Annotated in this window: 16 protein-coding genes; 7 read left to right on the top strand and 9 right to left on the bottom strand. The window is 69.7% G+C overall.

Annotated elements, in window-relative coordinates; translation table 11 throughout:
• Positions 1–242 precede the first annotated feature (242 nt).
• The 3 genes from ACT6XY_RS13700 to ACT6XY_RS13690 all read right to left on the bottom strand — a co-directional run bounded on the left by ACT6XY_RS13700 (position 243) and on the right by ACT6XY_RS13690 (position 1,686).
• A complete protein-coding gene (locus ACT6XY_RS13700) occupies positions 243–662 on the bottom strand; it encodes an acyl-CoA thioesterase (RefSeq protein WP_444748882.1) in 420 nt (139 codons plus the stop codon).
• A gap of 62 nt (positions 663–724) precedes the next feature.
• Positions 725–1,198, bottom strand: coding sequence for a hypothetical protein (locus ACT6XY_RS13695; protein WP_444748881.1), 474 nt, complete (start codon positions 1,196–1,198; stop codon positions 725–727).
• 17 nt (positions 1,199–1,215) lie between these two features.
• On the bottom strand, positions 1,216–1,686 hold the full coding sequence (locus ACT6XY_RS13690) for a GtrA family protein (protein ID WP_444748880.1): 471 nt from the start codon (positions 1,684–1,686) through the stop codon (positions 1,216–1,218).
• 135 nt (positions 1,687–1,821) lie between these two features.
• Here ACT6XY_RS13690 and ACT6XY_RS13685 point away from each other — a divergent pair, with 135 nt between their 5' ends.
• The 7 genes from ACT6XY_RS13685 (at position 1,822) to ACT6XY_RS13655 (ending at position 8,775) form a co-directional block, all read left to right on the top strand.
• Entirely contained in the window at positions 1,822–2,871 is a 1,050-nt protein-coding gene (locus ACT6XY_RS13685; RefSeq protein ID WP_444748879.1) for a glycosyltransferase family 2 protein, read from the top strand.
• A 16-nt stretch (positions 2,872–2,887) separates the two neighbouring features.
• Positions 2,888–3,685, top strand: a complete 798-nt coding sequence (locus ACT6XY_RS13680) for a ChbG/HpnK family deacetylase (protein WP_444748878.1) — start codon at positions 2,888–2,890, stop codon at positions 3,683–3,685.
• 146 nt (positions 3,686–3,831) lie between these two features.
• Positions 3,832–4,758: a hypothetical protein gene (locus tag ACT6XY_RS13675; protein ID WP_444748877.1), complete on the top strand. Its 927-nt coding sequence runs from the start codon at positions 3,832–3,834 to the stop codon at positions 4,756–4,758.
• A gap of 102 nt (positions 4,759–4,860) precedes the next feature.
• Positions 4,861–5,151: a hypothetical protein gene (locus ACT6XY_RS13670; protein WP_444748876.1), complete on the top strand. Its 291-nt coding sequence runs from the start codon at positions 4,861–4,863 to the stop codon at positions 5,149–5,151.
• 119 nt (positions 5,152–5,270) lie between these two features.
• Positions 5,271–7,370 carry an ABC transporter ATP-binding protein/permease gene (locus ACT6XY_RS13665; RefSeq protein ID WP_444748875.1) on the top strand — a complete coding sequence of 700 codons (2,100 nt, stop codon included), beginning with the start codon at positions 5,271–5,273 and terminating at the stop codon, positions 7,368–7,370.
• A gap of 59 nt (positions 7,371–7,429) precedes the next feature.
• On the top strand, positions 7,430–8,095 hold the full coding sequence (locus ACT6XY_RS13660) for a winged helix-turn-helix transcriptional regulator (protein ID WP_444748874.1): 666 nt from the start codon (positions 7,430–7,432) through the stop codon (positions 8,093–8,095).
• A gap of 80 nt (positions 8,096–8,175) precedes the next feature.
• A complete protein-coding gene (locus ACT6XY_RS13655) occupies positions 8,176–8,775 on the top strand; it encodes a LysE family translocator (protein ID WP_444748873.1) in 600 nt (199 codons plus the stop codon).
• Between the two features lie 7 nt (positions 8,776–8,782).
• On the opposite strand, the gene ACT6XY_RS13650 is transcribed toward ACT6XY_RS13655, so the two are convergent.
• The 6 genes from ACT6XY_RS13650 to ACT6XY_RS13625 form a co-directional block, all read right to left on the bottom strand.
• Complete coding sequence (locus ACT6XY_RS13650) at positions 8,783–9,259, bottom strand: META domain-containing protein (protein WP_444748872.1); 477 nt, start codon at positions 9,257–9,259, stop codon at positions 8,783–8,785.
• A gap of 49 nt (positions 9,260–9,308) precedes the next feature.
• On the bottom strand, positions 9,309–10,706 hold the full coding sequence (locus ACT6XY_RS13645) for a sigma-54-dependent transcriptional regulator (RefSeq protein WP_444748871.1): 1,398 nt from the start codon (positions 10,704–10,706) through the stop codon (positions 9,309–9,311).
• Positions 10,707–10,926: 220 nt separating this feature from the next.
• Positions 10,927–11,574, bottom strand: coding sequence for a Spy/CpxP family protein refolding chaperone (locus tag ACT6XY_RS13640; protein ID WP_444748870.1), 648 nt, complete (start codon positions 11,572–11,574; stop codon positions 10,927–10,929).
• A gap of 77 nt (positions 11,575–11,651) precedes the next feature.
• A complete protein-coding gene (locus tag ACT6XY_RS13635) occupies positions 11,652–12,497 on the bottom strand; it encodes a DUF937 domain-containing protein (protein ID WP_444748869.1) in 846 nt (281 codons plus the stop codon).
• Positions 12,498–12,557: 60 nt separating this feature from the next.
• Positions 12,558–14,000: an MATE family efflux transporter gene (locus ACT6XY_RS13630; RefSeq protein WP_444748868.1), complete on the bottom strand. Its 1,443-nt coding sequence runs from the start codon at positions 13,998–14,000 to the stop codon at positions 12,558–12,560.
• On the bottom strand, positions 13,997–15,844 hold the full coding sequence (locus ACT6XY_RS13625; RefSeq protein WP_444748867.1) for a monovalent cation:proton antiporter-2 (CPA2) family protein: 1,848 nt from the start codon (positions 15,842–15,844) through the stop codon (positions 13,997–13,999). Before ACT6XY_RS13625 ends, ACT6XY_RS13630 begins: the two co-directional genes overlap by 4 nt.
• Positions 15,845–15,955: the final 111 nt, after the last annotated feature.

The following is a 15,955-nucleotide window of genomic DNA, read 5'->3' as shown; positions in this document are numbered from 1 at the left end:
GGGGGCCTGGGCGGCGGGGGCGGGCTCAGCCGGAGCGGGGGGAGCCGGAGTGGCGGGCGCTTCGGCTGCGGGCGGGGCCGGTTGCTGCGCCCGCGCGGCTTCGGGCACGAACGCGCCCGTGGCGCTCAAAAGCGCGGCGAGAACCAGCCGGGGGGCGATGCGATCTGTCATGAATCAATTCGTCAGCAGCGATGATGCCCCGGTTCCATAGCTGAAATAAGGCAGGCTGTCGCAGCGGGAGGTCAGCGGGCGCGTTGAATCGCCGCCATGAGGCTTTCCGGCAACGGGATCGGCCGCCGGTTGATGGCATCGACATAGACGTGGACAAAATGGCCGTGGGCGAGCGTCGTCTCTCCCCCCTTCGCGAAGATGCCGATCTCATAGCGCTGGCTCGACCGGCCGGCCTCTGCGAAGGCGAGCCCCGCCTCCAGCGGCTCGGGGTACGACGCCGGCGCAAAATAGGAGCAGCGCGTGTCGACGACGAGCCCCATCCATGGCCCGGTCACCGGCACCAGCCCCGCCTCTCCGATGAGGAAGGCGTTCACCACCGTGTCGAAGTAGGAATAGTAGACGACGTTGTTGACGTGACCGTACTGGTCGTTGTCCGACCAGCGCGTCTGGATAGGCGAGAACCAGGTGAAGTCGCTCCGCGGGCGGGGCATCGGACGAGGCGGCGCGGCAGTCATCGTGAGAGCACTCCTGCGGGACTTCGGCTCGCTCAAGGCTAGGCGAGGAGCGCGGCCGGATCGAGGGGGCGGATGTCGGGCTCGGCCCAGGCGAGCCGCGCTTGCGGCGACAGGAGGCGCTCCCGCGTCCAGAAGGTGAAGATGCCGTCCTTGGCGCCGAAGGGGCCCGCGACATAGGCGTTGACCCGGCCCGCGAGGTCGGCCGGTGCATCGCCCTCCAGGAAGCGGGCCGCGGACCAGACGAAGTACATCGTCACCGTCTCATGGTAGCCGCGCATGTCGTCGTTCACCCGGCCGACGGCCACGTTGTAGGACTTGATGCCCTCGCGGAGCACGTCCCGCGCGGCTGTCTCGCCATAGGTCGCGACGTGCCAGAGGCCGGTGGCGAGATGCGCCTGGTGCGACCAGTCCGCGAAGGGGAGGGTGCGGGTCCGGAAGGCCTCGACGATGGCGAGGATGGCCGCATCCGAACCGAAGGGCTGGAAGGTGCGAGCCGGTGTGTCCATGGCCATGGGAGACCCCCTTCAGGTCAGTGCCGGCCGCCCGGCCGCGAGAAGACGAAGAGACGCGCCATCGCGAAATTGGCGACAAAGGCGAGTCCGATGGGCACGATCGCGGCGAGCGACAGGGGGAGATAGCGCACCGCGAAGAGGAAGCTGGTGACCTCGATGGCGAGCCCGAGCGTGCCGGAGGCGACGAAGCGGAAATAGGTCCGCCAGTCGAGGCGCCGCCCGCTCTCGTGGGCAAAGGTGAAGAGCGTGTTGAGCAGGTAGGAGTTCGACACCGCCACCGCCCAGCCCAGCGCCTTGGCGAGGCCGAGGGCCGGGTCGCTCGTGGCGAGACCAAGCGGGGTGAGCGCCAGCAGGGTCACGCCGACGGTCACAGCGTAGTTGACGAAACCGTTGCCGATACCGATGACGCCGAAGGACAGCATCTTGCGGCCTTCGCGCAGGAGGGTCGCGGCGAAGCCGGCGCGCGGCGGCTGTTGTCGATCGTTCATCACAGCGCCGTCCTCTACACGCTTTTCAACCATGAAACAGCCGAGCGGCCGTGATGATCTGTGTCTCGCTTCACGGCAGCGTGAAGTCGGGTATCATGCACACTGGTTTCAGGAGCGGCTGCGGGCCGTCGGCACATGATCATCAGCGACAGGCGCGTCATTGCCTTTCCGGGCAGCGAACTGCCCCCCTTCGGCCTCACCATCGTCGTGCCGGCCTACAACGAGGCGGAAGCCCTTCCCCACACTCACGCCAAGCTGACGGCCTTCGCCCGCAAGCTGAAGGAGGAGCGCGGCCTGCCCGTCGAGATCCTCTACGTCGACGACGGCTCCCGCGATGGCACGCGCGCCGTGGCCGAGACCCTCAGGCCCGACGGCGCCGACGTGCAGGTGATCGGCTTCTCGCGCAATTTCGGCAAGGAGGCGGCTCTCCTCGCCGGCCTCGACCATGCCCGCTTCGGCGCGGTGATCTTCATGGACGCCGACGGCCAGCATCCCACCGCGGTCGCCGAGACGCTCGTCTCGCGCTGGCTCGACGACGGCTACGACGTCGTCTTCACCTACAAGGCGCATCGCCGCGACGAGCCGCGCCTGCGCACCCTCTTCGTCAATGCGTTCTACGGCCTCGTCAATGCCGGCGTGCGCCACAAGATCCCGGCCGATGCCGGCGACTTCCGCCTGCTGTCGCCGCGCGCCGCGGCGGCGCTGCGCCGCCTCCCCGAGCGCGGCCGCTTCTTCAAGGGCCTGTCGAGCTGGGTCGGCTTCCGCCAGATCGGCATCCCCTATGAGCCGGACGCCCGCGAACAGGGTGAGGCCAAGTGGAGCTTCTGGGGGCTTCTCGCCTTCTCCATCGAGGGCCTGACGTCCTTCTCCATCGTGCCGCTGCGCATCGCCAGTCTTCTCGGCGCCCTGCTCGCGGCCATGGCCTTCTGCTACGGCCTCTACATCGTCGCCGAGACGGTCATCCACGGCCGCGGTGTGCCGGGCTATCCCTCCGTCTTCGTCGCCGTCACCTTCATCGGCGGCGTGCAGCTCCTGATGATCGGCGTCCTCGGCGAATATATCGGCAAGATCCTCTCGGAGCTGAAGGGACGGCCGGTCTATCTCGTGGCCGAGCAGAGCCTCAAGCGCGCCGCCGACCAGCCCGCCCTCACCGACGCGACCGGCCCGATCGCCCAGGGCGACTGAGCCGCGGACCGATCCGATGAAGCGCCTGATCCTCTGCGCCGACGACTATGCCCTGGCGCCGGGGGTCTCGCGGGCCATCCGCGACCTCGCCGCCGCCGGGCGCCTCAACGCCACCTCGGTCATGGCCCCGGGGCCCGATCTCGCCGCGGAAGCGGAGCGCCTGCTGTCCATCGCTCCGCCCGGCTTCCAGATCGGCCTCCACGTGACGCTGACCGGAGGCCTGACGCCGCTCACCGCGCCACGCCTCGCCCTGGCCGAGGGCATTGGGTCGCTTCTGATGCGCTCTCATCTGCGCCGGCTCGACCGGTCCGCGATCGCCGCCGAGGTCGAGGCGCAGATGCAGGCCTTCATCGCCGCCTTCGGCAAGCCGCCGGCCTTCGTCGACGGTCACCAGCACGCCCATCTCCTGCCGGGGATCCGCGACATCGTGGTGGCGGCAGCCGAGCGCCATGCGCCCGGTGCCTGGATCCGCCAGTGCAGCGGGCCGGGCGGCGCCGGGCAGGGGATCAAGGGTCGGATCATCTCCGGCCTGTCGCGGGGCATGCGCCGCCTGCTCGCCCGCCACGGCATGCCCACCAACCCGGCGTTTTCCGGCGCCTATGATTTCCGCCGCGCCGCCGACTTCGCCGCGATCTTCCCGACGTTTCTTTCGCAGCTGCCGGACGGCGCCCTCGTCATGGTCCACCCCGGCCACGTCGACGACGCGCTGCGGCGGGTCGACCCGGTTCACGGGCCCCGCGAGCACGAATATGCCTATCTCGGCGGCGACGCCTTTCCGCGCGACCTCGCCGCCTCCGGGTTCACTCTGGGCTGACGCATTCGGTCTCACGGCCGATCGAATTCCTGTTGCGAACGATTTGCAAAAACCGCACAGTGCGCCGGTCCTACCGGGGTATTCCCGAAACTGTTGCCGGCGAGGGGTCGGTGGCATAGTCGGCGTGGGACATCTGGGGCTGATTCATGACTCGCACTGCCGCCGCGGCCGCCGCCGCCTTCCTTCTCGTCACGCCTGCTCTCGGCGCGGACGTCGGCCGCCCGCGGGCTGAAGCGCCGGCCGCCGAGGCCGCGGGACCCGATGACGCCTACGGCTTCCTCGACGGCACCGGCGTCGGCAGCCCCGGCGATCGCGGCCTGACCTCCGAGACCACCGCCCGCTTCGGCAAGTTCGACGGCCGGTATGCGGGCGTTAATACCAAGCTCGAGGCCGGCTGGACGCCCGTCCAGCGCCTGCAGGTCTCGCTGGCGGTCTGGGCGGCCTACCACGACATCCGCAACAACACCGTGCCGGGCTATCCGAACCAGAACCGCTTCGCCTTCGACGGCATCGCCGGCCAGGTGCGATACCAGCTGAAGGAGCGGGGCGCGGCGCCCTTCGATCCCGGCCTCACTGTCGGTCTCGAACTCCGCTGGGGCCGTTTCTCCGAAGGCCTCGGCATCTCGGCCGAGCGCTTCGCCGCCACCTTCAAGGTGGCCGCCGACGCGGCGCTGGTCGGCGACCGGCTCTACGGCGCGGTGAACCTCAACATCGGCCCGGGCACCGAGCGTCCGCGCGGGGCCCTCGGCTATGCCAACGATTCCGGCCTGGAGCTCGGCGGCGCGCTCGCCTGGCGGGTGGGGGAGGGCGCCTCGACCTTCGTCGGCGGCAACGTCCGCTATGTCGCCGCCTATGGCGGTGCCTTCCTCAACCAGTGGGGCGGCCACGCCGTCCTTGTCGGCCCGACCTTCTTCCACAAGATCGGCGACGTCGGCCCCCTCAAGGACACCTTCGTCTCCCTCGCCTGGAACGCCCAGGTCTGGGGCCGAGCCGCGGGCGGCGCCACCGGCAGCCTCGACCTCGTGAACTTCGAGCGCCACCAGGTGCGCGTGAAGCTCGGCGGCGCCTTCTGAGCCCGTCCCGGTTCGCTCCGTGCACGGCCGCGTGAGCGGGCGCTTGGGGCGCTTCCGTCTTCGCCACGGATCGGCCATAACTCGCGCTGACAAGGCGGGACCATGGCACGTTTCTTCTTCAACCGGCGAGGACAGGACCCGGAGACGGCCGACGCCTCCCGTCGCCTCACCGGCCTCGTCCGCGACATCCTTCAGCTCTCGGAGGACGACGGCGTGACGGTCAGCGAGATCGCCTGTTCGCATCCCGAATGCGGCGACGCCGAAACCGTGGTGCTCGTCATGCGCCTCGGCCGCCGCACCGAGGCGGTCAAGGTGCTGAAGGCCATGCGCCTCGTCACCGAGGACGAATTGCGAAAGGCTCTCGCCCAGTCGCCCTCCGATGCGCTGCCCTGACCCCGCCCTTCACCCGGCTCCGGCCGCGTGATCCATCACGCGCCCGCCGGAACGCCGCGGCGGACGCCCGCCATGCTCCCATCGGCCCTTTCCCTCACGACGATCCCCGGGGTTCCCTCATGATACCCATCGCCATCACAGCAGGTGCGGTCGGCCTCGCGCTGGCCGCGGCGAGGATCGCGGGTCTCACCGACCTGCCGCCCTATGTCTTCCTCCTGACGATCGTCGCCGCCGCCGTCGCCTGGCTGTCGCGGCCCACATCGACGCTGATCCGTGCCATCATCGGTTTCCTCGTCGTCTGGCACCTGACCGCACTGGGCATCCTGCTGCTGAACGAGGCGGGGCGGATCCCAGGGGCGCTCGGGCCCTACCTGCCGACGCGGGCGAGCATTCTTCTGTCGGTCATTTTCGCCATCGCCGTCTATGCGCTGAGCTTCGTCGGCACGATCCGCCAGATCACCCGCCTCGCCGACCCCTTCTTCGAGGCGCGCGAGGAGGGCATCGTGCAGCTGCCCTTCGGCCTGACCCTGCGCATGCAGGAGCGCTGGGTCGCCCACGCGCTGCTCTACATCCTCCTCGTCATCAACATCGCGCAGGTCCTCGCCACCGTCCTGCTCAACCAGTGGAACAACCGGTTCTACACGGCGCTGCAGCAGCGCGCCGAGGCGACCTTCTGGATCGAGCTCCAGTATTTCACCGTCGTCGCCTTCCTGTGGGTGATCCTCGCGGTCTACGAGCTCTACCTGACCCAGTGGACCCAGATGCGCTGGCGCCGCTGGATGACCGGCAGGCTCACTGGCCACTGGCTCGACGAGGGCGGCCATTACCGCATGCGTCTGCAGGGGAACCAGGCCGACAACCCGGACCAGCGCATCGCCGAGGACGTGCGCATGTTCACCGAGAACACGCTCGCCCTGATGATCCGCTTCTTCTCGGCGATCCTGTCGCTCTACGCCTTCGTGCTGATCCTCTGGGGCCTGTCGGCGAGCTTCAAGTACAACGTGCTCGGCTTCGACCTCGAATCGATCCCCGGCTATCTCGTCTACGCGGCGCTGTTCGTCGCCGTCTTCGGCACGGTCTGCGCCCATCTCATCGGCCGCAGGCTCATCGGCATCAACTTCCTGCGCCAGCGCTACGAGGCCGACTTCCGCTACAGCCTCGTCCGGGTGCGCGAAAACGACGAGCAGATCGCCCTGCTCAAGGGCGAGTCAGCCGAGGCTCAGGGCCTCGCCCGCCGCTTCGCCAACGTGGTCGCCAACTGGTTCGACTACATGAAATACACCAAGCGGCTCACCTGGTTCACCAGCTTCGTCAACCAGGCCTCGGTGATCTTCCCCTTCATCCTGCTGGCCCCGGCCTATTTCTCCGGCGCCGTGCAGCTCGGCTCGCTGACCCAGACCGCCGGCGCCTTCGGCCGGGTGGAATCGGCGCTGATGATCTTCACCAACCTCTATGCCTCCCTCGCCGACTACAAGTCGGTGGTGGACCGCCTCACCGGCTTCGAGCGCTCGGCGGCGGGCGCCCGCACGACACCCCCGGCGGCCATCGTCACCCAGCGCGACGGCGACCACCTGAAGCTCGCCGACGTCTCGGTGACCCTGCCGGACGGGCGTCAGCTCGTCTCTGCCCCCGACCTCACCGTGAAGCCCGGCGATCGCGTTCTCGTCACGGGGCCTTCGGGCTCTGGCAAGTCGACGCTCTTCCGCGCTATTGCCGGCATCTGGCCGCACGGGTCGGGCACCATCGTCTCGCCCTCCGGGGCCGAGATCATGCTGCTGCCGCAGCGGCCCTATTTCCCCGTGGCGAGCCTGCGGGATGCGGTCACCTACCCGGCCGAGCGCGGCGCCTATTCCGACGCCGAGATCGTCGCGGCGCTCGAGGCGATGAACCTGCCCGCCCTGGCGACCCGTCTCGACGAGGAGGCCGCCTGGCACCAGACCCTGTCGGGCGGCGAGCAGCAGCGTCTCGCCCTCGCCCGCGCGCTCCTGTGCAAGCCCGACTGGCTCTTCCTCGACGAGGCGACTGCCGCCATCGACGAGACCGGCGAGGCGGCCCTCTACAAGGCGCTCTGCGACCGGCTGCCGAATGCCACCATCGTCTCCATCGGCCACCGCTCGACGCTGGTGAACTTCCACGACCGGCGCGTCCACCTGGTCAAGGACGAGACCGGCCTGCACGTCGCCGCCGACGCGCCGCTGATGCCGCTGGTCAAGGGGTGACGTGCCGACGGTCCGGATTCCGGACCGTCTCGTCGCGCCTTCCGTGCTAGACTACCGGCATGGTGGCACAGGGTCAGTTCTGTGCGGTCGCGCGCACGCAGGATCTTCTCGGCGGACGCTGGACCCTTCTTGTGGTCCGCGAGCTGCTGTGCGGCGCGCGCCGCTTCAACGACATCCGGCGCGGCATTCCCCGGATCTCCCGCACGATCCTGTCCGAGCGGCTGCAGGCGCTCGTCGAGGCGCGTGTAGTCCGGCGCCTGGAGGGCCTTTCCGGGCCTGAATACGAGCTGACGGCGGCTGGCGGCGAGCTCGTCGGCATCATCGCCGCTCTCGGCACCTGGGGCCAGCGCTGGCTGCCCCGCCATGCCGACCGCGAAGCGATCGATCTCGATTCCCTGCTCCTCGACATGCAGCGCCGGGTGCGGTCCGCTGCGGTGCCGGCCGAACCCTTCGTCGTGCGGATCGCCCTGAGAGATCTGCCCGTCCGTTTCCTGCTGATGAAGGACGGTGACATCGCCGCCTGCGGTCAAAATCCCGGCTTTCCGGAACTGGTCGTGGTCGGCGGACCGCTCGGCGCGCTCGCCGGCTGGTGGCGGGGCGATTTCACCTTCGCAGTGGCAAGGCGGCGTGGTCTCGACCTTTCCGGGCCCCGCGCGATGACCGGCGCCTTTCCCGGATGGTTCGAACGCTATCTCTTCGCCGACGTCGCGCCGGCCGCCCCCTGACGAGTCCGGAATTCGGACCGGACAGACCGTCGGCACCGGTCCAAGAAGGGCCTCCCATCCTCCGCACCGGGTGACGTCCCATGTCCACCGCGACCCTTCTCGCCATTCCCGCCGTTGCCTTCGTCACCTCGATCAGTCCCGGGCCCAGCAACATCATGCTGCTGGCGTCCGGCGCCAATTTCGGCTTCCGGCGAACGGTCCCGCAGATTCTCGGCATCACCGTCGGCTTCAGCACCCTGCTGCTCGCAGCCGGTCTCGGTCTTGGCGCGGTGCTCGCCACCTTTCCCCTCGTCGAGCGGGGGCTGAAATGGGCTGGGGCAGCCTATCTCATCTATCTCGCCTGGCGCATTGCCCTGGCGCGCTCCATGGCGGCGGATGCCGGCGAGCAGGCAAGGCCACTCACCTTCGTGGAATCGGCCGCGTTCCAGTGGATCAATCCCAAGGCGTGGGTCGTGGCGCTCACCGTCATGGCCGTCCACACGAGCGCACATGCGCCGCTCGTCTCTGTGGGGCTCGTCGTGCTGATCTTCGCGTTGGTGAACCTGCCGGCCATATCATGCTGGGCGGCCTTCGGCGTCACCCTGCGCGGCTTCCTTGCCGATCCGGCGAGGATGCACCGGTTCAACATCGCCATGGGCTTGTTGCTGGTCGCCTCGCTATGGCCGATGCTGGCCGCCTGAACAGCCGTCAGAAGGCCGGTTCGAAGGTCACCGTGCCGCGCACGCCGGTGAAGGTCATGCCGCGCGTGCCGTGCGGCCGCCAGCGGTTGGCGCCCTGGATCGCCCAGAAGATGGCGCGCTCCTGCCGGTCGATCTCGCCGCCGCACTTCTTCTCGATGAAGTTGAGCGGTCCGAAGCGGATGTCGCTCGGCCCGGTGCGCCGGTAGTCGGCATTGACCGGATTGCAGCCGCCGAAGCCGGTCATGCGCAGACCGGGCGTGAAGGTAAAGGCGGGACGGTCGGTTGCCACCGGCCGCCGTCCGTTGATCGAGACCACGGCGAGGCGGGTGCCGACGGGAAAGCGGTGATAGAGCATGATCTCGGCGCGGGTCGGCTGCCGCGGGGCTTGCGGCTCCCGCCGGCGTTGCGCCTCGGCGCTGCTCGTCAGGATCAGGGTGGCGACCGCTGCCAGGGCCGCGGCTGTAACGGGGCGTGTCCGGGTCATGGACCCGGTTTAGGCAGATGAGGCCGGAGGTTCAACCCTACCCGGCCGCTCATCCCGCCTGGAAGAGACCCTCGCGCGCCCAGCTCTCGCGCTTGCGGTAGATGGTCGAGGGGCTGATCTCGAGAGCCGCCGCTGCCCGCGACAGGTTGCCGTCGAAGGCGGCCAGCGCGTCCTCGATGATGCGCCGTTCCTGCACCCAGAACGGCTCCACCATCGGCGGCGATCCGGCGGCGGGTGTGGGCGCGGCGAGGGGGGCTGCCATGGGCTGCGAACCATGGGCGAGGGCCAGCGGCAGCATCGGCGCGGTGACGCGATCGCCGTCGTGCATGACGACGAGGCGGCGGATGACGTTCTGCAGCTGCCGGACGTTGCCGGGCCAGGAATAGCGCGACACGATGTCAGCCGCCGCGGAGTCGAAGCCGCGGAAGTGCCGGCCCTCCTCCGCCGAGAAGCGGGCGAGGAAGGCCTCCGCCAGGGTCAGCACGTCGTCGCCCCGCCGGCGCAGTGGCGGCAGGTGGATCGGCAGCACGCAGAGCCGGTAATAGAGGTCCTCGCGGAAACGCCCGGCCGCCACGTCTGCGAGCGGATCGCGATTCGTCGCGCAGACGAAGCGCACGTCCACCGCGCGTGTGCGCGTGTCGCCGACCCGCCGCATTTCCCCCGTCTGGATGAAGCGCAGGAGCTTGGTCTGCAGCGCGAGGTCCATCTCGCAGATCTCGTCGAGGAAGAGCGTGCCACCGTCGGCGAGCTCTGCAGCGCCGGCCCGGTCCTCGGTCGCCCCCGTGAAGGCGCCCTTCACGTGACCGAAGATCTCGCTCTCCATCAGGTCCTTCGGGATGGCCCCGCAATTGAGGGCGACGAAGCGCTGCGCCGGCCGCCCGGAGAGCGTGTGGACCGCCAGGGCGGTAACCTCCTTGCCGGTGCCGCTCTCGCCGGTGACGAAGACGGGTGCGCGGGACGGGCCGATGCGGCGGATCTGCTCGTAAATGTCCTTCATCGCCGCGGATGTGCCGATGAAGCCCTCGAAATGGGCCGTGTCGCGGCGGCCGGGAGCGGCGGGCCGGGCGGCCGGGCGCTCGGCCTCCATCAGCTTGACCGCGCGGCGGACAAGCTCTGCGGCCGACAGCGGCTTGCCGGCGACGTCGCTCGCGCCTGCCCGCATGGCCTCCACGGCCGAGCCGAGGGAGACGCGGGCGCTGGTGGCGAGGATGGGCCCTTCGTAGCCGGCGAACCGCAAGGAATCGATCGCTTCCGTCCCGGGCGCGGCGGCGCCGTCGAGGCAGGCGACGACGAGGTCGGGATCACGCCTGTCGAGGATGTCGAGCCCGTCCGCCATGGAAGCGGCCTCGCGGCAGTCAAGCTCCTGCGACAGGGCCTGCACGGCGAGGCGCCGGAAAGCCGGATCCGCATCGATGATCAGGACGAGACGCCGGGCACGCCGGGACACGGGCTCTTCTGGGCCCTCGAAAGGCATCATGGCCGGGCGACCCCTCACGCGGACCGAACTGCAACGGCCTCACTCTCTACCAACAGGGTAAACGCGGCGTTTCCACTCCCTTTCCAAATCCGTCGGCCGGCGTCCCGAAACGGAACGGGCCCGCGTGAGCGGGCCCGTCGGGTGTCGTTCGAGGCAGGTGTCCTGCCGGGAGGGGCCGTTGAGGCTCGTGTCAGAGACGGCCGCCCTCGCCGCCGGGACCGCGGCCGGGTCCGCCGCGATGGCCTTCCCACTGGCCGCCCCAGCCGCCACCGCCGCCCATGCGACCATGGCCGCCGCCGCCCATCATCATGCGGCCGCCGCGCTGCATCACGCGGTCGACGCGGCGCTTCTGGGCCTCGTCGAGGGAGGCGTAGAGCGGCCCTGCGGCATCGGCGAGCTTGCGCATGGTGGCGGCGTTCTCGCCCATGCGGTCGGCCATGGTGCGCAGGCGCTGCACCGGGTCGGGGCGGGCCGCGTCACGGTTCTCGCGCATCTCCCGCCAGCGCTGCATGCGCTCGGTCATGCGCTGGTTGCGCTGGGTTGCCGCCTCGCGCAGCGCCGTCTCCAGCGCCGGCCAGTGCCGCTCCTGGTCGGGGGTGAGGCGCAGCATGGCCTTCAGGCCCGCGATGCGCGCATCCGTCATGGCGGCGCGATCCTCGGGGCTCATCTGCATCATGCGACCCGGACCACGGGGGCCCTCGCCGCCCGGGCCACGGGGGCCGGACTCGGCATTGGGGCCGCGCGGCCCGCCGGGGCCACCCGGGCCGGGCTGGGCCATGGCGACGGCGCCGAGCGCCATGGTAGCCGCGACGCCGGCTGCGATGATCATTGTCTTCATGGGAGAGTCTCCTCTGGGGTTCGCCCTGATGAGGAGAATCTACGCCACCGCACCCGGCGGACCGAGTTAAACTTCGTTCATGTGGCCGGGGGCTTGGGCGGCGCGGCTTTGCCGAACTGGGTGAAGAGCGTTTCGAGCTGCGCCAGCTGCTGGTCCTGCACCTCGCGGCCAGCCTCGAACATCCGGCCCATGGTCGCCGTCCAGGTGTCGGCCGCCTGCTGCCCGAGGCTGCGCGCCCCGGTCGTCTCGGGCGTCGGCGCCTGCGGGTTCATGGCGGCGGCGAGCAGCGGATTGGCCGCCTGCATCTGGCGGGCGAGCTCCATCATCTGCTCGAGGCCAGGCATGGCCGGCATCGCGGCCGGCTTCGGCGCCCCCTGGCCGAAGAAATTGCCGAACATGCCCATCATGCCGGCCATCGGGTCGGCAGCCGCCGTCGCCTGCGGCGGCATCATGCGCGCGACCATGGTGGAGATCATGTCGCCCAGCGGGTTCTGCCCGCTCATGGCGCCCTTCATCAGCCCGCCCATCAGCAGCGAGGCCATCATCGGCATCACCTGCCGCATCGCCTCCTGCTGCATGCCGGTCGCCAGCGCCGTCTGCTGCGCGATGGCCTGGGTCAGCTCCGGCGTGCCGAAGATGCGGGTCAGGGCCTGCTGGCCTGCCGCCACCATGCTCTGGCCGGCCTGCATCGGCTGCTCGAACATCTGGGCGTAGTTGTTGCCCGAGGTGAACAGCCCGAAGAGATTGGCCATGTCGGCGGGCGACTGGGTCGCCTTGTTGAGGCCGAGCGAGAAGGCCGGCAACAGCGCATCCATCGCCGCCTTGACCTGCTGCGGCCCCATGCCGAACTGGCTGGCGAACTGGTCGAAGCCCTGTTTCGCCTGCGCCTGGGCGAGGATGTCGGCGAGGTTAAACATCGGCATGCTCCCCGGGGTCGATTCCCGCCCCGTTGTCCGTCATCTAACCACGCCGCCCGCCCAGCGTCACGACCCCGCTGTCGCACCCTTGCCCGAGGTGAAGGGGGACAGGCCGCTCGGCGGTCCTGCGGGTGTCGGTGGCTCGGTGGGCGGGCGGGTCGCCATCCGGTCGATAACCCGGAAGCAGATGACCATGGACAGGATGCCGAACAGGATGCCACCCGCGGCCTGTCCCGCGATGACGCCCTGGGCGCCCTGGTCCGGCCCGGCGATCCAGGCTCCCGCCATGGCGAAGGGCACGGTGCCGACCGTGGCGCGGCCCCAGTTGAGCACCGTCGAATAGGTCGGGAAGCCCAGATTGTTGAAGGCGGCGTTGCCGACGAAGACCGCGCCGTTGAAGGCCCATCCGAGCGAGGCGTAGACGCAGAAGAAGGCGATGACCGCCGCCGCGGTTCCCGTCGCATCGAAGAGCTTCACCACCTGCGGCGAGAGCACGAGCAGCGCCAGCCAGACCACGACGCCGTAGAGGCTGAGGAAAACGAGGGCGTCGACCAGCGTCTGCCGGACGCGGCCGAACTGCCGCGCCCCGACATTCTGCCCCATGATCGGCCCGACGGAGCCGGACAGCGCGAAGAAGGCGCCGAAGGCGACCGGCACCAGGCGGCCGAGCACGGCCCAGCCGGCGACCGCCCCGTCGCCATAGCGGGCGATCATGGCGGTCACGATGCCGTTGCCGACGGGTGTGGCGATGTTCGTCAGCACCGCCGGCACGGCGATGGCGGCGATCGGCCGGATGTCGCCGAGGATGTCGGAGAGGACGGGCCGGGCGGTCAGCCGGTGCACCAGCGTCACGCCGCGCAGGCCCATATAGGCCATGGCGCAGCGCGAGATGATCGAGGTGATGGCGGCGCCGTCGACCCCAAGGCCGAAGCCGAAGATGAAGAGCGGGTCGAGGATCGCCGTCACCACGCCGCCGGTGAGCGTCACCCACATGGCGCGCTTGGCATCGCCGACGGCGCGCAGGATGGCCGAATACATCATGCCGAGCCCGAGGAAGGCGGTGGCCGGCACCACCATCCACAGGAAGCGGTCGGCGATGGCGAGGGTCCGCCCGCCGGCCCCGAGGCTCGCCAGCAGGAAGCCGGAGAAGGGCAGCATCGCCGCCGACAGCACCAGCATCGCCAGCGCCATGACGATGAGGCTGGAGGTGGCCAGCCTGCGCGCCTTCTCCCGGTCGCCGGCCCCCAGCGCCCGCGACACCAGCGCGGTGCCGGCGATCGACAGGCCGATGGCGAAGGAGGTGAGGAAGAACAGCACCGTGCCGGCATAGCCGATGGCGGCGGCGAGCTCCTGCTCGCCGAGCTGGGCGATGTAGAACAGGTTGAGCAGGTCCACCATGAACACCGCCATGAGACCGACCGACCCGGTGAGGGTCATGACGATCACGTGGCGCATGGTGGAGCCCTGGGTGAACTTGCCCGGCGCGCGGGCCGGGGCGGCGGATGTCATCCCGAAAACCTCGTCTCGTCCGCCAGCACGTCCTCGGCCTCCGGATTGAGGGCCTGTGCCTTGCGGCCGGGTTCGGTCAGCGGCGCCGGCGTCACGCGCTGCTGGTGCATCAGGTGGACACCGGCCTGGATGCCCTCATGCATCTGCAGTTCGAGGCGCGCCGCGTCGCGCTTGCGCAGGTCGCTGACCGTCTGGCGTGCGACCTCCCGCTCGATGCCGAGCGCCACCAGCGCCTCGCGTCCGAAGACGAGGGCGCTCTCCAGCACCTCGCGGATTTCGTAGTCGACCCCCTCTTCCCTGAGCTTGATGGTGTGGGCGCGGTCGAAGGAGCGGACGAAGAGCTTGGCGAGGGGGAACTCGGCCTTGATCAGCTCGACGATCTTGTCCGCCGCCTCCTGCTTGTCGACGCAGACGCAGATGAGGCGGGCCGTGCCCGCGCCCGCCGCGCGCAGCACGTCGAGGCGGGTGCCGTCGCCGTAGTAGATGCGGAAGCCGAAGGTGCCGGCGGCCTGGATCATTTCCACGTCATTGTCGATGATCGTGACCTCCGCCCGCTCGGCCAGCAGCGCCTGGGACGCCACCTGCCCGAAGCGTCCGAAGCCGATCATCAGCACCTCGCCGGTGAGGCCGTCGGCGACCTCGACCCCGTCGAGCGAGGGACCCTTCGGCGCGGCGATGAGGAAGCGCAGGCCCATCAGCGCCAGCGGCGTCAGCACCATGGAGATGATGACGATGGCGGTGAGCGTGGCGTTCGCCCGCCCGTCGATGAGGCCGGTGCTGGTCGCGGCGGCATAGAGAACGAAGGCGAACTCGCCGCCCTGCGCCATCATCAGCGTGCGTTCCATGGCCTCGCCGTGGCCCGCCCGCGTCAGCCTCGCCACCGCATAGATGCCGATGCCCTTGGCGACCATGTAGGCTGCGACATAGGTGGCGACGAGCGACCAGTTGGCGACGACCACCGAGAGGTCGAGCGACATGCCCACCGCCATGAAGAACAGGCCGAGCAGGATGCCGCGGAACGGCTCCACGTCGGCCTCCAGCTGGTGCCGGAAGGTCGATTCGGACAGCAGCACACCGGCGAGGAAGGCACCCATGGCCATGGAGAGGCCGCCGAGCTGCAGGGCCAGCGCCGATCCCAGCACCACGAGGAGAGCTGCCGCCGTCATCACCTCGCGGGCGCCATAGGCCGCAAGGAAGCGGAACAGCGGGTTGAGCAGGAAGCGGCCGCCGACGATGAGCGCCGCCACGGAGCCGATGCCGATCGCCACGGCCGTCAGTCGCGAGACGAGGTTGCCGTCCTGCGCGCCGGTCACCGCCGGAGCAAGGAAGGCGACGAGCGCCAGCAGCGGCACGATGGCGAGGTCCTCGAGCAGGAGGATGGAGACCATCTTCTGGCCGTGCGGGGTGTTGAGCTCGCCGCGCTCCTCCAGCGTCTGCATGACGATGGCGGTGGAGGTGAGCACGAAGCCGGCTGCGGCGACGAAGGACACGGCCGGCGGAAACCCTCCGGCGAGGCCCATCAGCGTGAGGAGACCGGTGCAGACCCCGACCTGAAGCAGGCCGAGGCCGAAGATCTGCCTCCGCAGGCTCCACAGGCGGGCTGGTCGCATCTCCAGCCCGATGATGAACAGGAACATCACCACGCCGAGTTCGGCGATGTGGAGGATCGCCGCCGGGTCGGAGATCAGCCTGAGGCCGAAGGGCCCGATGGCGAGGCCGGCCGCGAGATAGCCTAGGATCGAGCCGAGCCGCGCCTTGCGGAACAGCGGCACGGCGACACAGGCCGCCGCGAGCAGGGTGACGGCCGGGATCACGAAGGCTGTGGGGGAATGGGCGTCGGCCATGAACTCGCGGGGGTTTCGGGCAATCAACCCCAATCTAGGGGCAACACGAGCTTATCGCACCCATGTGTTTTCACGCATGACGCGACGGCATCGCCACAACGGTGGGGTTGG

This window comes from Phreatobacter sp. (genome assembly GCF_052440005.1).
Taxonomy (GTDB): Bacteria; Pseudomonadota; Alphaproteobacteria; order Rhizobiales; family Phreatobacteraceae; genus Phreatobacter.
This window is presented reverse-complemented; position numbering and strand designations above follow the sequence as displayed.

Coding starts and splice junctions, on each gene's coding strand:
- ACT6XY_RS13700 (WP_444748882.1), bottom strand. CDS start 662: ATGCCCCGCCCGCGGAGCGACTTCACCTGGTTCTCGCCTATCCAGACG.
- ACT6XY_RS13695 (WP_444748881.1), bottom strand. CDS start 1,198: ATGGCCATGGACACACCGGCTCGCACCTTCCAGCCCTTCGGTTCGGAT.
- ACT6XY_RS13690 (WP_444748880.1), bottom strand. CDS start 1,686: ATGAACGATCGACAACAGCCGCCGCGCGCCGGCTTCGCCGCGACCCTC.
- ACT6XY_RS13685 (WP_444748879.1), top strand. CDS start 1,822: ATGATCATCAGCGACAGGCGCGTCATTGCCTTTCCGGGCAGCGAACTG.
- ACT6XY_RS13680 (WP_444748878.1), top strand. CDS start 2,888: ATGAAGCGCCTGATCCTCTGCGCCGACGACTATGCCCTGGCGCCGGGG.
- ACT6XY_RS13675 (WP_444748877.1), top strand. CDS start 3,832: ATGACTCGCACTGCCGCCGCGGCCGCCGCCGCCTTCCTTCTCGTCACG.
- ACT6XY_RS13670 (WP_444748876.1), top strand. CDS start 4,861: ATGGCACGTTTCTTCTTCAACCGGCGAGGACAGGACCCGGAGACGGCC.
- ACT6XY_RS13665 (WP_444748875.1), top strand. CDS start 5,271: ATGATACCCATCGCCATCACAGCAGGTGCGGTCGGCCTCGCGCTGGCC.
- ACT6XY_RS13660 (WP_444748874.1), top strand. CDS start 7,430: ATGGTGGCACAGGGTCAGTTCTGTGCGGTCGCGCGCACGCAGGATCTT.
- ACT6XY_RS13655 (WP_444748873.1), top strand. CDS start 8,176: ATGTCCACCGCGACCCTTCTCGCCATTCCCGCCGTTGCCTTCGTCACC.
- ACT6XY_RS13650 (WP_444748872.1), bottom strand. CDS start 9,259: ATGACCCGGACACGCCCCGTTACAGCCGCGGCCCTGGCAGCGGTCGCC.
- ACT6XY_RS13640 (WP_444748870.1), bottom strand. CDS start 11,574: ATGAAGACAATGATCATCGCAGCCGGCGTCGCGGCTACCATGGCGCTC.
- ACT6XY_RS13635 (WP_444748869.1), bottom strand. CDS start 12,497: ATGCCGATGTTTAACCTCGCCGACATCCTCGCCCAGGCGCAGGCGAAA.
- ACT6XY_RS13630 (WP_444748868.1), bottom strand. CDS start 14,000: ATGACATCCGCCGCCCCGGCCCGCGCGCCGGGCAAGTTCACCCAGGGC.
- ACT6XY_RS13625 (WP_444748867.1), bottom strand. CDS start 15,844: ATGGCCGACGCCCATTCCCCCACAGCCTTCGTGATCCCGGCCGTCACC.